This window comes from Cryobacterium sp. Hh38, from assembly GCF_004403235.1.
Taxonomy (GTDB): domain Bacteria; phylum Actinomycetota; class Actinomycetes; order Actinomycetales; family Microbacteriaceae; genus Cryobacterium; species Cryobacterium levicorallinum.
Genome location: NZ_SOHD01000003.1, coordinates 39,233 through 52,088, shown reverse-complemented (window position 1 = coordinate 52,088; position 12,856 = coordinate 39,233). Strand labels below are relative to the sequence as shown.

Sequence of the window (12,856 nt, the reverse complement as noted above, 5' to 3'; positions counted from 1 at the left end):
ATCCGCTCTTAAAATGGGGATGCTGCTCCGGACGGAGTGACCGTTTCGCACAAGGCCGAGTGGAACCGGCACGTGCTCGCGTTTGAAATCGTTGAATGTGATCCGAACGCGCATGGTGCTGCGCATGCTAACTGGACAGCGATACCAGCGCGGTCCAGGTTTTCCCGAAGTCGTCGCTGGCAGCGATGCCGGTGACGTCTGCGACGAGGATCCAGGGCGAGGAGCCGCCGACGACGGCGAACGCTTCGGGGGCACGTCCGGTCGTTCCGGTTTGCGTCCACGTCTCGCCGTCCAGGCGCCAAACTGCGCCGCTGGGATCCAGACCGACCAATCCTCCGCCTGCGTTGGCGTCGACGGTGTCCAGCAGGAGCAGCACGGGGGCGCCAGGCATCGCGCTGAAGGTGCGACCCACGTCGGTGCTCAGCAGGACGCCTTCGGCGGTCGTGGCGTAGAGCCGTTCGGCCTGAGACGGATCCGCGCTCAGGTCGCGGAGTGCAAGGTTCGCTCCCGCTGTCCAGGTGAGGCCGGAGTCGTCACTGATAGAAACGTTCCCGGCGCCCGCGTCGTACCCGTAGACGCGCAGGGTGCCGTCGTCGAGGGGGACGGCATCCAGATCGTGAAAATCAGTCTTGCCCGCCAGCGACAGGGCCGTCCAGGATGAGGCGCCGTCCGTGCTGGAGATGAGCCCCAGGTTGGGGAGCGCCAGGTCGCTGGGTTCGCTCGGATCTGGGTGACCAGACGCCAACAACTGCCCGGGCGCGGCCACGGTGAAACCCATCGTGTCCTGTGCAAGGCCGGCGATCTGTATCGGCTGGGTCGTGTCGGCTCGTGGCGCTCCGGCCAGATAAGTGTCGGGCAGCATGCCGGTCGGGATGAGCCACACCCCCTGGTGGGTGGCCGCGTAGGTATCTCCGGTCAGGGGATCGGCGCCGAGGCCATGCACGTGCTCGACAGCGTTCGCCGTCGAGTTGGTGCTGGGCGTCGAATCCAGATTATTAGTGGAACACCCCGTAAGGATGATAAGGCCGACGAGCGATACCGACAGGGCCGGCATTCGGCATTGTGATCGGTTGAATTTAACCAAGAGTGACTCCGCGAGTGCTCATGAAGGGTTGTGGATTGACGCGGGCACCATTGACGCGTGTTTCAAAGTGCACGTGACAACCATTGGACGCACCCGTCGTTCCCACGAGAGCGATGGTGGCGCCTGCGGAAACCTGTTGCCCGGTGCTCACGAGCAGAGAGCTGTTGTGCGCATAACCGGTTTGGGTTCCGTCACCGTGGTCGAGGAGGACCCAGTTGCCGTAGGAGCCCAGCCAGCCGGCGTAGCTGACTGTTCCAGCCGATGCGGCCGACACATTCTGCCCGCAGCCCGCGGCTATATCGGTTCCATAGTGGAACGCACCGACTCCCGCCACCGGTTTATTGGGTCGAGCCCCATACGCTGAGCTAATCCAGCCTGACACGGGCAAGGTCCAGCCCTGTCCGTTGGGCGTGCTGCTGCCGCCCGCAGGCCTGCTCGCTGCTGCGGCCGCCGAAGCGGCGGCCGCAGCAGCCTGGGCGGCGCGCGCTTTCGCGGCGGCAGCTTCGGCTGCCCGTCGGATTTCTTCGCCCGCAGCGTAGTCGGCTTCCGTCGCGGCGCGATCCTCGGTCAGAACTGCTAGCTGCGCCTGTAGAGTTGCGGCAATTTCCTGCTGGTCGGCCAGTGCCGTCTCCACCCGGATGCTCGCGGCCATCGCGTCGGCCAACGCGGTTTCAGCCGTCTCGGCTAGCGCGCCGAGCGTCTGCTGTGCGACCTGGGCCTGATCCGTGAGCGATCTGGCGGAGTTTGCATCAGCGGCGGCGGACTCATAGACCACGCTCATCCGCTCGGTCAGCTTGCTCATGGAGCCAAGCTGATTCAAAAGGTCGCTGGCGCTAGGCCCGTCTAAAAACAGCGACAACGACAGGTCGCTGTTTCCCGACCGAGCGAGCATGGCCGCCAGCCGGCCGGCCTGTTCGCCCGAAATGGCGGCGTCGGCCGAAGCCGCGTCGGCCTGGTCCCGCAAATTCGTTGCTCGCAAGGTCGCATCGTCGAATGCGTTTTGCGCCGCCTCGTAGGTGGCCGCGCGACGAGATGCTTCGGCACGCGCAGCATCCACTTCGGCGGTGAGGCCTGCGATCAGCCCGGTCAACTCCGTGACCTGCGCTTGTTTACCAGCTTCGGACGAACGTGCGGTTTCCACATCGGACCAGCTTGGGTACTCGGCTGCGCCGGCCGGCACCGCGACCAGAAGGAGCGACAGAACCGTCACTGCTACGAGAGCGAACCGAGCGCCAGCCCTGCGCCTAGCCAAGTGACACCCCTCGGGTGCTCATGAATATTTCCGCGTCGATGCGTTCACCGTCGACGCGGGTTTCGAAGTGCACGTGGCAGCCGCTGGATGCACCTGTTGATCCCACTACGGCGATGATTTCACCGGCCACGACCAGTTGACCGGCGTCGACGAGGAGCTGACTGTTGTGGGCATATCCCGTCTCGACGCCATTGCCGTGGTCGATGAGAATCCAGTTGCCATAGGAACCCTGATAGCCCGAGGTGACAACTTTGCCTCCGGTGGCAGCGAAGACGGGCTGGCCGCAGGGTGCGGCTATGTCGGTTCCGTTGTGGAAGTCGCCGACACCATCAACGGGTTTGTTCGGGCGAGAACCGAAGGGGCTCGATATTCGGCCCAGAACTGGTAGAGCCCAGCCTTGGTCGCTGAGCTGGCCCGGACTTAAGCTGGCCCATTCCCCATTGCTGGCGACTTCGGTGTACGAGGCCGGTGCGGGTGCTTCCGTAATGGTGTATCCGTCGCGTTCAATAAGAACGGATGCCGTCCCTTCCGCACTGAGGCTTTGTAGCTCGTCCGCCGGGGCGGCGCTCGCAGCAGCGGCTTGCGGTGATTCTGTGTTGACCGCCAGCGCGGGCAGGGACGTGCTTATTGCGAAGAGAGCGATCATCGCCATGGCGCTTCCGGCCGCAGCGCGCTGGCGCAGCGGGATCGAACGGGGTACAACTTTCGCCGCTGGCGCAGTTTTCCAGGGGTCAGAGCGACCCGCGCGCAGCCTGCTCTCCATGGCGCGCAAATCGCGTCGTGACATTGGTGGAATGGCGCCGGGAAGGCGGGGCGCTGTGGCGACGTGACCGGTGTTATCCACGTAGTACCGCCCCCGCGACGCGCAGCAGAGAAAGAATTTGACGGCAATGCATACTTGTGTCCTTGCAGGTCATTCAGAAAACGAACGGTGGGTTCCACCGGCGGGTCCTCCAGAGAAGGACCCGCCGGACGTGCCGCTCTAAAGCGAGGCGAGGAGCTTAGCCATTTCGTCGATTTCGGCCGTCTGCGTCTTGACGATGTTGGCGGCCATCGCCTGCGCATCCGCATTCTCCCCATCATCAATTTCGAGCTGCGCCATCGCGACAGCGCCCTCATGATGCACCGTCATTTGTTCCAGGAACAGGGTGCTGGCCTCTACCCCAGAGGCATCGTGCAGCGCCATCATGTCGTCGTCGGACATCATCCCGTCAGAGCCGCCGCCCATGCCGCCCTTGCCCGACATGCCGTTTTCATCTTCGCCCCATGCCATCAACCAGTCTTTCAGCTGCGTGATCTCCGGTTCCTGAGCGGCCTTGATCTCCGTCGCGAGGTCGATCACGCTTTCATCAATACCGTCCTTGGCAAGGAGGTCATCGCTCATTTGAACGGCCTGCGCGTGATGGGGGATCATCATCTGCGCAAAGGTCACGTCGGCGGAATTAAACGCCGCTGTGGTTTGGCTGGCGGAGGGGGCTGCTGAATCGGTGGCGGGACTGCCGCCAGCGCATGAGCTGAGGGTGAGAGTGGCCGCGAGGGCCACAGCCGCATACAGAAAAGTTCGTGGTTTAAACATTGTTCATCCATTCGTCGTAGGCAGTAGAAACCGACTGGCCGCAAGCACGGCAAAGCTCCGAAGTCACGTGCTGGCTCGGAACTACATCACGGTCTAAACGCGACAGATGGAGAGAAGAGTGAGGCTGGGGCGCCGAACCGGCAGGACGATGGTGCGCCAGGAGTTCGGGAGGATGCTGCCGGCGTCGAGCAGGCGCCGATATGTGGCCGGAAGCCGAGTCAGGAACACCAGGGCGACGAGCGTGAGGAGCAGAACGCAGGTCATCGCGAGAAGGGCGCAATCAAGCATCCCGCCCAGGCTCCCCGACGAGATCGAAGCAACGACGGGAGCAGCCATGACAGCACCCATTCCCATCACCGAAGATTGTTGCTCAGACACAGTCGATGAAGCAGCGGGCGGCGTATGCATGGCATGCCCGGTGGCCTCGGAATGAATGGCGAAAACGGCGAAAAGCAGCGCGACGAGAGCGAGCAAGGCGACGAAAGGCGACAAAGAGACGGGGGCAAAGATCCGTTGTGCCGCGCGATCCCGTGTCATTTCACCTACTTCATTACCTACAGCCAAGATTGAACTGCCAATGTCTTCCCTCGCAGAATACCCCACGGCGCGCTGTGAATCCTGAATGCCAGTCGCACGCGAGCACAACTGCGGGCGGTGACGGCGCTTTCTGCGGACGGCACGGGCAACGCTTCAGGCAGCCACCGTTGATTCCACCTGTGCCAGAGGTGTCGTCGGAGCGGTCCACGTCCGAAGCGCAATGATGCCGGCGAGTATCCCTATGCCGGCGAGCACCCCTGCAGTCGGTGCTAGACCGAGCACGGCACCGAGTATCCCGGCGAGAGGATAGGTGACGATGAAGCAGGCGTGCGAGAGGGAGAACTGTGCGGCAAAGACGGCCGGCCGATTCGTTTCGTCGGACGAGCGGCGCAACAGCCGTGCCGACGGCGTCAGGATAGACGAGGTCGCGGCACCGAGCACGAACCAGATCACGAGGAGGCCAGACCAAGTTAAAGGTGTTGCCGGCGCGACAACAATGCCGGCGAGGGATAGAAGCCCGACGGGCAGCACCGCACAGCCGAGCAGCATGACGTTTCGGTCGTCAAAGCGCTCGAGTACCCGTGGAAGCGCGAGCGCGACGAGCATGGACCCGAATCCGTAGCAGGCCAGAGCGAGGGCGAAGTCAGACTGAGCACGGCCGAAGTGGCTTTGCACGAGTACGACGGTGTTCACAATGACCATGCCGGTCGACGTCGCGACGACCATGTTCATGGCGAGCAACGCGCGCAATTCCGGTGTGCGCCAGAAGACGCGTACGCCGCGGGTGAGGCGGTCCAGAAATGGTGTTGGAGTGGCGACCAGGTGCGTAGGCAGGGTGGTTGTGAGCACGAGCAGGGCAGAACCCACGAATCCGACGACAGTCCCCACGAAGAGAGAATGGTAACTGATCACGGTCAACAGGGCGGCGGCCAGGATGGGGCTTAGAAGCGATTCGAGGTCGTAAGCCAGTCGCGACAGCGACAATGCCCGGGTGTATTCACTTTCATCCGGAAGCACAGCCGGAATCAGCGCTTGGAATGCCGGGGTGAAGGTTGCGGAGGCGGCTTGCAGCACGAAGATGAGCACGTAGATCTGCCAGGCCTCGGTGACGAACGGCAGCGAGAGCGCGACGATCGCGCGCAGCACATCAGCTGACACCAGCAGCATCTTGCGCGGCACGTGCGCCGTCAGGGCGGAGATCACCGGGGCAATACCGACATAGGCGAGCATCTTAATGGTCAGCGCGATGCCGAGCACGATGCCGGCGTCGCCGCCGGCCAGGTCGAAGGCGAGCAGGCCCAATGCCACGGTGAGCAGTCCGGTACCGATCAGCGCCACAATTTGCGCGCTGAACAATCGGCGGTACGTGCGGTTTCGCAGAACCTCAAGCATGAGCGCTCCCGTCGACTGCGTCAGTAGCCCGTTCAAGCGGATGCCGGTGGTGTGCCGGTGTGCCCTCGACGGCATGCTCGGCCTGGAAAATCGCATCCGCAACGAGCTGGCGGGCATGCTCATTGGCCAGACGGTAGAACACCCGCGTGCCCTCGCGGCGGGTCGCCACGATGCGCCCGAGCCGCAGCTTTGCGAGGTGCTGGGAGACTGCAGCTTGAGACTTGTCGACTGTTTCGGCGAGCTGGTTGACCGACAGCTCTGTGTCGCGGAGGGCCAGAATGATGCGAATTCGCGTCGCGTCGGCGAGCATGGCGAAGACCTCCACGGCCAGCTCGACGTACTCCCCATCCGAATCAAGCGTGCACGTCTTCTTATCTGCATTCATATGCAGATTATTGCACATGCATCCTGTGTTGCGATAGAGGCGCTGGACCGGGTGAGATCGGTGGTCCAACCCGCGGGCGAGACGCTGGCGGCCAGCTATGGCGTTGGTTAGCGGGCCCGTCGCGGCGCGTGTCAGCGTCATGAAAACGATGGCCCGCAACCCGGTCCTTAACACTTCCCCTACAGGGTCTCTTAGCCTCGATCCACCGGTCGAGTTGAGGTTGTGGCGGCGCGTTAAAGCGAGAATGCCTGTCGGATCAGGAAAAATAAAACTGACTTAGGGTTCAATTCGATCGCTCCGAGAGGCACCTCGTAGATGCAACTTTTCCATACTTCGAACCGTTTGTCGGCCGCAGGGCTGGTCCAGGCGCTGGCTCTGGCGGTGAAAACGGCTCTCGGGGAGCTTGTCGATGCCCGGCTGAGCCTGCCCAGCTACTTCGGCGCGAACGCCGGATTGAAAGTCACCGCGTTGGTCGCGGGGATGCTCGCCGGCGCCGAGGAGAAGGTGATCACGGTCGTTCTCCAGACGGGCATGCTGAGGCTTCGCCCGGCTGCATCCTGAACTTTGCAGTCTGAGTGCACGCCAATGCGGCGGAGGGGTAGCGGAGCTCCTCCGCCGCATTCTCGTCCCGGCGGCATGATCAGCGCTGGAGGAGCGCACCTGGATTCAGTCGAACCGGTTAGTGGCCAAGCGTCGCAGGGCGAGGGCGAGAGCCAGACGCACGCGTCCGCGGGGAGAGCGCGGGTCGAACCCCAGGGCGTCTGCGAAATCAGCCGCCTTGGCCTGGACGGTCGAGTGGTGGAGTCCGACTTCCACAGCGACGGCGCGCAGGCTGTCGGTATCTGCGATTGACTCCAGAATTGCGGCAGCGCGCGGCTGTGACTGCACCAAAGCTTCCAGCGCGATCAGGTCGGGGGAATCATGCGCACGCCCGTCCGTTGCATCGGCGAGAAGTAACATGACTCCGAGTTCCTCGGCGTTCACGACAGGCTCGCGCTCCGATGAGAGCCGAAGCGCGATCAAAGCGGATGCCCAGGATCGGTCGAGCGCATCGGGCGGTGTCGAGATCCCGATCCCGGCGCGTTCGGTTGGCTCCACGACTTCCATGATCTCGGTAGCCTGAAGGCCCGCGCGAATGGATCCGAAGTCCGTGCTGAGAACGACGCTGGGCCCACTCAGTATCGTGTCCTCCGGAGTGGCGGAAACCCGGTAGAGCGTGCGGGGCACCAGGCGCAGTCGGTGTGTAGCCTCGAGGCGGGCTTGTGGCGTTGACTCTGAGTCAATGATCACTTGCAGGGCGCGCCGCGTCGCAGCGGCAGGAGATGTTTGCTCCCATGCGATCCCGAGTGCAATGGCCAAACGTTCGAGGATCATGTCGTCGTTCGCGTGAGCTGATCCCTCGCGTTCGATCCAGGCCATGCCGCCGCCGAAGGAATGCGACGGCCATCCATCACGGGTGCAGGGTTCCAAAGCGCGAACCCCCGAAGCGTCGATGCGCAGGACGGCGTCGTCGGAGCTGAAGCCGGCAGCGCATCCGCTTAAAATCGCGGCCCCCCGCAAGATGACCTGTGTGCTGGCGTGGCCGGCGACGAGGGCGTCGAAGTACGCGATGACCTTGATGGTTTCGGTCGCCTCGGCGTCGAGAGCCGTGAGACGACCCACGAGTTCCTGCATCTTCGCCACTCATTTGGGTTAGTCGTTGTGCCCACCATAACAGTCGACGCCGACGGGAAGGGTGGGCACAACGATGTCTTTACGCGCCGAGGATGCGGTGTAACCAGGCGACGCGCGCCGCTCGCGCCTCGAGGGACAGAGCTGCCTGAGGAGCCATCGCGTCGAAGCCGTGGAATCCGCCGGGCCAGACGTGCAACTCAGCAATACCTCCTTGTTCCCAGATCTTCGTCGCATAGGCGACGTCTTCGTCACGGAACACCTCGGCCGTCGCGACGTCGATAAAGGTTGGCGGAAGATTGGTCAGGTCGGTGGCGCGGGCCGGCGCGGCATAGATAGATACGTTTTCGGTCCTGCGTCGATCACCGAGCAGGGAGTCCCAGCCCGTGTCGTTGCTCCCGCGGTCCCAAACACCGAATCCGTCAATCTGGTGGCTCGAAACGGTTTCATTGCGATCGTCGAGCATGGGATAGATCAGCAGCTGACCGGCGAGGGTCGGAGTGCCGAGGTCGCGCGCTTTGAGGGCCACTCCGGCCGCCAGTCCGCCACCAGCGCTGGCACCACCGATGACGATTCGGTCGACGTCGATACCGAGTCCGTCAGCATGATTGGCCATCCAGGCGAGTCCGGCGTACGAGTCATCAACGGGGTAGGGGTCGGGATTCTCCGGCGCCAGACGGTACTCGACCGACACGACGACAGCATCGAACTCCATAACCCAGGCGAGATACTCGTCAGCGCCCGTGAACCGGTCGCCGATAATCATTCCTCCGCCGTGCAGGTGATAGATTCCGGGGCCGCCGGCGACATGATCGGTGCGGGAGAAGATCGATACGGTCAGGTCTGGTGCACCAACCGGGCCGGGAATGGTTCGCTCCTCATGGCGGATCGGACGGTCTCCGATGATCTCGTTGATCGGCGTCCCGAGCAGGCCGCCTTGGCGAAAGGGAACGATGAGTTCCGGGGTGATCGTCGGTGGCAGCATTTCTCCAATGACGGCAAGAACAGCGCCGAGTTCGACATCGAACGGTGGAGCGGGGTGGGTTGCAATTGTCATGTGGACCTCCATTGGTCTCGGTCACGGCTTTGTGGCCTGACCCGAGTATGCCGCCTGTCGCCAAGGCAACGGGACCGCCGTCGATACGCATTTGCGTTCGGTGTACCCGCCATGTGGCGGACCAGACTCGATCGCGTAGAACGGACCGCTCTCCCGGTTGTTTCTCCCCGTCGGGAAATCGAGTCAAGAAGATGAGCAGTCAAATGGAAACAAAAAGTCTCGGCAGATCTTGCGATCTTCAAGGACTTTTGGTGGGCCGTTCGCAAAACCCAGCAGGGCGCGGATCGCGGGGGAATCGGGGAACGATTTTCCTCCGCACGGCGCGCGATTTTCCTCCAGTTCGCAGAAATTAGCACTCACCGCTTCGCGGGGATTCGGATGACCGCAGAGCGTCGCGCAGCCCTGCACGCCCTCATGAACCGCCGGTAATCACCTCGCTGTGCACGGATTGTCATTGAGTGCTGGCAGCAAATTCTCGATGATGCGGCAGTCGACACCGCATCGAGCATCCAGGCCTTTCCCGGCCGCAAGGCCCACGTAGAGGGGCAAAGATTTGGCCCAGGCCGGGAACCGACGGGGTGAAACGGTGCGAGCGTGCCTCGCATGAAATCCTCGCGCCTCTGCCGGACATGCCTCAGTATGAGAGTTGTGACCGACACCCAGCGCGAAAAGCGGATGCGCAACCTCGTTGCGCTCGTCGGCGACCCTGTGCGCCGCTACCTGCACCGACGCACCGACGCCGCGACGGCCGACGATGTGATCGGCGACACGCTGCTCGTGTGCTGGCGCCGCCTCGACGAGGTGCCCGACGATGCCCTCCCCTGGGCGATCGTCGTCGCTCGACAGTGCCTCAGCAACGCCCAACGCGCCGAGCGTCGCCGCACCCGTCTCATCGGCCGCATCATCGCGATCGACCCGCCGGCGGCCGTTGCACACGAGAACCCGGCAGCATCCACCGTCGATGAAGGCACTGCCGTGGCGGCCCGCGTGACCGCAGCCCTCGCCGGCCTGCGTCGAGACGATGCCGAGATCCTGCGGCTGTGGGCGTGGGACGAGTTGACGAGCCCGCAGATTGCCGTTGTGCTCGGCGTCAGCGCGAACGCAGCGGCGATCCGGCTGCATCGCGCGAAGGCGCGCCTCAAGCAGGAGCTACTGAAATCGGGCCACCCGACCGGACATGTACCTTACAACGAAGGGAGCGACGATGCACGACGATGACCGTGCGCTGCGCGATCAGCTGCGCGCCGCCGATCCGACCCGCGCGCTGCCCCCTGCCTCGCCGACGTGGCTCGACCACAGAATGGAGCAGATCATGACCGACCAATCCGTCACCACCCCGACTGTCACCCCCGAGACACCGCGACGCGCGTTCCGGCGGTGGATGCCGGTGGCCGGCGTTGCCGCGGGCCTCGCCATCGCCGCCGCTATTGTCGTACCCCTCGTTCTCGGTGGTCCGGAACCCACCGTCGAGGCGCTGCAGCCTCCCATGGGTGGAGGCCTCGCGAGCGGTAGCTGCCTCGTACTCGAGCCGACGACCGTCGCGGCGCAGGAGCAGGCGTTCGCCGCGACGGTGCTGCAGATCCAGGGCAACACCGTTTTGCTGGAGGTCACAGAGCGCTTTGTCGGCGAGGTCGCCGACCGCGTAGAGGTGGCGCAGGTCGACGCGATGACCTCCGATTTCTCGGGCGTGCCCTTCGCGGTCGGCCAGAGCTACCTCGTCGGCGCAGTCGATGGAACGATCACGGGATGCGGCGTGACCGGGGCCGACAGTGCCGAGCTTCGCGCGGTCTACGACGCAGCGTTCCCTGGCTGATCCAGGTCCGCGAGTGCGGCTGGCGGGAAAAGTGCGTGGAATCGTCCCATCTCATATCGGAACGTCACGGCGGTCAGTGCGACCGCTGTGACGTTCCCCAGGAGCACCACGACTCCGGCGGAGTGTAGCTGGGCACAGCGGCTGGTCATTGGAGTTGCGGCGATGACAAAGGACGAAAATAGAGGCTACATTTTTCATACTCTCGCCGGCAAGTGAGGCGGGTCTGACCCAGAATAACCGGCCGACAGCCCACCGCCTCAAATAACTGGCGGACGCTCGCGCAGCATCCCCTCATACCAGAAATCGCTCCTGAGAATCCTCAGGAGCGATTTCTTTTTGTTCCGACCGGGCCGTTTTGCGAACGGACTTTTGGTCGGGCTGACAGGATTCGAACCTGCGACCCCCTGCAGAATCGAAGGCGATTCTGAACTCGACTGAATGTCTTCGAAACTCGCGGATTCCTTTGATTTTTCAGGGAACCGGGCGGTTCGCTTGATCTGAGTGTACGCGTTCAGGTTGGGTCGGCGACGGTTGATTTAGGTGGGTTAATAGTGCGCATTCAGCCAGGATAAATGTGAAAAGCTGATGCGAAGTGGCGCGAAAGACGTGACTTCGAAATAAAGTAACCGGCGTCGTGCACGGCTAAATAAATGAGCCGAAAATCGATCTTCTCGGGGCGGGAAATTACTGTGGCCGTTAGAGAAAGTGTCGACGGTGGGACACTGCGCCGCGCCGCCGACCGCCCATTTTAGGCGTCCTTTAAATCGATGCCCTTGGTTTCCTTCATCATGAAACAGGCCACACCGGTACACGCGCAGAGAATGACGATATAGACACTGGACAGCCAGCCAATATCCAGGGAGTTGAAGAGAGCGTTTAGATAGGGGGCGGTGCCGCCGAACACGGCCACCGAAATGGAATAGGCGAATCCGATGGCCCTGGTGCGGATTCTGGTCGGAAAATTTTCAGAGAGGATCGCCGAGAGCAAAGCGCCGGGGATAGCGACGATCACCAGGGCGATCGCCGAGGCGAGCAGGAGCGTCCACCCTGCAGAACCAATCATGGCGGTCAGTGGGACGGACAGCGCGATCATAAGAACGGCGAAGATCAGCATCATCGGGCGCCGCCCGACTCGGTCGGAAATCCATCCCCAGAGCGGCAGGGTTGCCAGAGCGATCAACTGGGCCAGCAGGGTCATCCAGAAGGCGGTGCCCGAGTCCATGCCTTTCTGGGTGATCGCGTAGGTGGAGGCGTACGAGGTCCAGGTGTAGTGAGCGGCTGTCACCCCGGAGGTCATGGCGATCATCAGCACGATTGCGCGCGTAACCTGGGCCTTTGGGAGCGGTGCCGGCTTTTCGGTGCCGGCCGTGTGCTCGTCGAATACTTCACTTTCGCCCATGTTGCGACGCATATATAGAGCCGCCAGGGCGAGGAAAGCACCGAGGATGAACGGGATGCGCCATCCCCACTCGGCCACACTGTCGTCGGGCATAATATTGGTCACACCGCCGGCGACACCGTAGGCGAGTACAGATCCGCCGAAGATGGCGATGAACACGGCACTGCCCCAGAGTCCGCGATGCCGCCGAGGCGCAATTTCCGCCACGTAGGTATAGGCGGTCGCGGTTTCTCCGCCGTGAGCAAACCCCTGGATGACCCTGACCATGAGCAGAAGGAGTGACGCCCAGGCGCCGGCATTCTGATACGTCGGCATCAGAGCCATGGCCAGACTTCCGCCAGCCATCATGAGCATTGTGGTGACCAGGACGAATTTGCGCCCGCGCCGGTCGGCGACCATGCCGAAGACGATGCCGCCGAGTGGTCGCATCAGGAAGCCGACGGCGAATACTCCCAGGGTCGAGAGGAGTCCGGAGATGGGATCGTCGGGATTGAACATGGCAGCGGCGATGAACGGCGCAAAGACCGCGTAGGCGCTCCACTCATACCATTCGAGAACGTTGCCGAGAGTGCTGGCGATTAGATCCCGCCGCTTCGACCGTTCGGTCACGCCGCTGGTTGGTCTGGCCGTATCGTTATTGGTCTCGTCGATCTGGGTCATCAGAAAAGGCTCCTTTGCCTTAAGGTATTC

General features: G+C 63.0%; 13 protein-coding genes. 3 read left to right on the top strand and 10 right to left on the bottom strand.

Going from position 1 to position 12,856, the window contains the following annotated elements:
* Window positions 1-127 precede the first annotated feature (127 nt).
* From E3T41_RS01735 to E3T41_RS01705, 7 genes are all read right to left on the bottom strand, one after another.
* The gene (locus tag E3T41_RS01735; RefSeq protein WP_104132695.1) at window positions 128-1,054 is read right to left on the bottom strand and encodes a hypothetical protein; all 927 of its coding nucleotides are present in this window, start codon (window positions 1,052-1,054) and stop codon (window positions 128-130) included.
* A gap of 22 nt (window positions 1,055-1,076) precedes the next feature.
* Entirely contained in the window at window positions 1,077-2,336 is a 1,260-nt protein-coding gene (locus tag E3T41_RS01730; protein WP_166791479.1) for a M23 family metallopeptidase, read from the bottom strand.
* Window positions 2,329-2,988 (bottom strand): M23 family metallopeptidase, encoded by a 660-nt coding sequence (locus E3T41_RS01725; protein ID WP_166791478.1) that lies wholly within the window; start codon window positions 2,986-2,988, stop codon window positions 2,329-2,331. Before E3T41_RS01725 ends, E3T41_RS01730 begins: the two co-directional genes overlap by 8 nt.
* Before the next feature lie 330 nt (window positions 2,989-3,318).
* On the bottom strand, window positions 3,319-3,912 hold the full coding sequence (locus E3T41_RS01720) for a DUF305 domain-containing protein (RefSeq protein WP_134477028.1): 594 nt from the start codon (window positions 3,910-3,912) through the stop codon (window positions 3,319-3,321).
* A gap of 93 nt (window positions 3,913-4,005) precedes the next feature.
* Complete coding sequence (locus E3T41_RS01715; protein ID WP_134477026.1) at window positions 4,006-4,449, bottom strand: hypothetical protein; 444 nt, start codon at window positions 4,447-4,449, stop codon at window positions 4,006-4,008.
* A gap of 153 nt (window positions 4,450-4,602) precedes the next feature.
* Window positions 4,603-5,841 (bottom strand): MFS transporter, encoded by a 1,239-nt coding sequence (locus tag E3T41_RS01710; RefSeq protein ID WP_134477023.1) that lies wholly within the window; start codon window positions 5,839-5,841, stop codon window positions 4,603-4,605.
* Window positions 5,834-6,226 carry a metalloregulator ArsR/SmtB family transcription factor gene (locus E3T41_RS01705; RefSeq protein WP_134473486.1) on the bottom strand — a complete coding sequence of 131 codons (393 nt, stop codon included), beginning with the start codon at window positions 6,224-6,226 and terminating at the stop codon, window positions 5,834-5,836. Before E3T41_RS01705 ends, E3T41_RS01710 begins: the two co-directional genes overlap by 8 nt.
* 381 nt (window positions 6,227-6,607) lie before the next feature.
* Here E3T41_RS01705 and E3T41_RS18880 point away from each other — a divergent pair, with 381 nt between their 5' ends.
* Window positions 6,608-6,787, top strand: a complete 180-nt coding sequence (locus E3T41_RS18880) for a hypothetical protein (RefSeq protein WP_369828688.1) — start codon at window positions 6,608-6,610, stop codon at window positions 6,785-6,787.
* 105 nt (window positions 6,788-6,892) lie between these two features.
* Here E3T41_RS18880 and E3T41_RS01695 read toward each other — a convergent pair whose 3' ends face one another.
* A complete protein-coding gene (locus E3T41_RS01695) occupies window positions 6,893-7,909 on the bottom strand; it encodes a hypothetical protein (protein ID WP_198416381.1) in 1,017 nt (338 codons plus the stop codon).
* A gap of 70 nt (window positions 7,910-7,979) precedes the next feature.
* Window positions 7,980-8,954 (bottom strand): alpha/beta hydrolase, encoded by a 975-nt coding sequence (locus E3T41_RS01690; protein WP_134477020.1) that lies wholly within the window; start codon window positions 8,952-8,954, stop codon window positions 7,980-7,982.
* Window positions 8,955-9,602: 648 nt separating this feature from the next.
* On the opposite strand from E3T41_RS01690, the gene E3T41_RS01685 reads away from it, so the two are divergent.
* Both E3T41_RS01685 and E3T41_RS01680 read left to right on the top strand, forming a co-directional pair.
* Complete coding sequence (locus tag E3T41_RS01685) at window positions 9,603-10,172, top strand: RNA polymerase sigma factor (RefSeq protein WP_092452917.1); 570 nt, start codon at window positions 9,603-9,605, stop codon at window positions 10,170-10,172.
* A complete protein-coding gene (locus E3T41_RS01680) occupies window positions 10,159-10,767 on the top strand; it encodes a hypothetical protein (RefSeq protein WP_092452920.1) in 609 nt (202 codons plus the stop codon). The genes E3T41_RS01685 and E3T41_RS01680 overlap by 14 nt, the downstream gene beginning before the upstream one ends.
* Window positions 10,768-11,515: 748 nt before the next feature.
* Here the strand turns inward: E3T41_RS01680 and E3T41_RS01675 are convergent.
* Window positions 11,516-12,826: an MFS transporter gene (locus E3T41_RS01675; RefSeq protein ID WP_134477018.1), complete on the bottom strand. Its 1,311-nt coding sequence runs from the start codon at window positions 12,824-12,826 to the stop codon at window positions 11,516-11,518.
* Window positions 12,827-12,856: the final 30 nt, after the last annotated feature.

What these genes read in the sequence shown, in the direction of transcription:
- E3T41_RS01735 (WP_104132695.1), bottom strand. Translation starts at nt 1,054, where the DNA reads ATGCCGGCCCTGTCGGTATCGCTCGTCGGCCTTATCATCCTTACGGGG.
- E3T41_RS01725 (WP_166791478.1), bottom strand. Translation starts at nt 2,988, where the DNA reads ATGGCGATGATCGCTCTCTTCGCAATAAGCACGTCCCTGCCCGCGCTG.
- E3T41_RS01720 (WP_134477028.1), bottom strand. Translation starts at nt 3,912, where the DNA reads ATGTTTAAACCACGAACTTTTCTGTATGCGGCTGTGGCCCTCGCGGCC.
- E3T41_RS01715 (WP_134477026.1), bottom strand. Translation starts at nt 4,449, where the DNA reads ATGACACGGGATCGCGCGGCACAACGGATCTTTGCCCCCGTCTCTTTG.
- E3T41_RS01710 (WP_134477023.1), bottom strand. Translation starts at nt 5,841, where the DNA reads ATGCTTGAGGTTCTGCGAAACCGCACGTACCGCCGATTGTTCAGCGCG.
- E3T41_RS01705 (WP_134473486.1), bottom strand. Translation starts at nt 6,226, where the DNA reads ATGAATGCAGATAAGAAGACGTGCACGCTTGATTCGGATGGGGAGTAC.
- E3T41_RS01690 (WP_134477020.1), bottom strand. Translation starts at nt 8,954, where the DNA reads ATGACAATTGCAACCCACCCCGCTCCACCGTTCGATGTCGAACTCGGC.
- E3T41_RS01680 (WP_092452920.1), top strand. Translation starts at nt 10,159, where the DNA reads ATGCACGACGATGACCGTGCGCTGCGCGATCAGCTGCGCGCCGCCGAT.
- E3T41_RS01675 (WP_134477018.1), bottom strand. Translation starts at nt 12,826, where the DNA reads ATGACCCAGATCGACGAGACCAATAACGATACGGCCAGACCAACCAGC.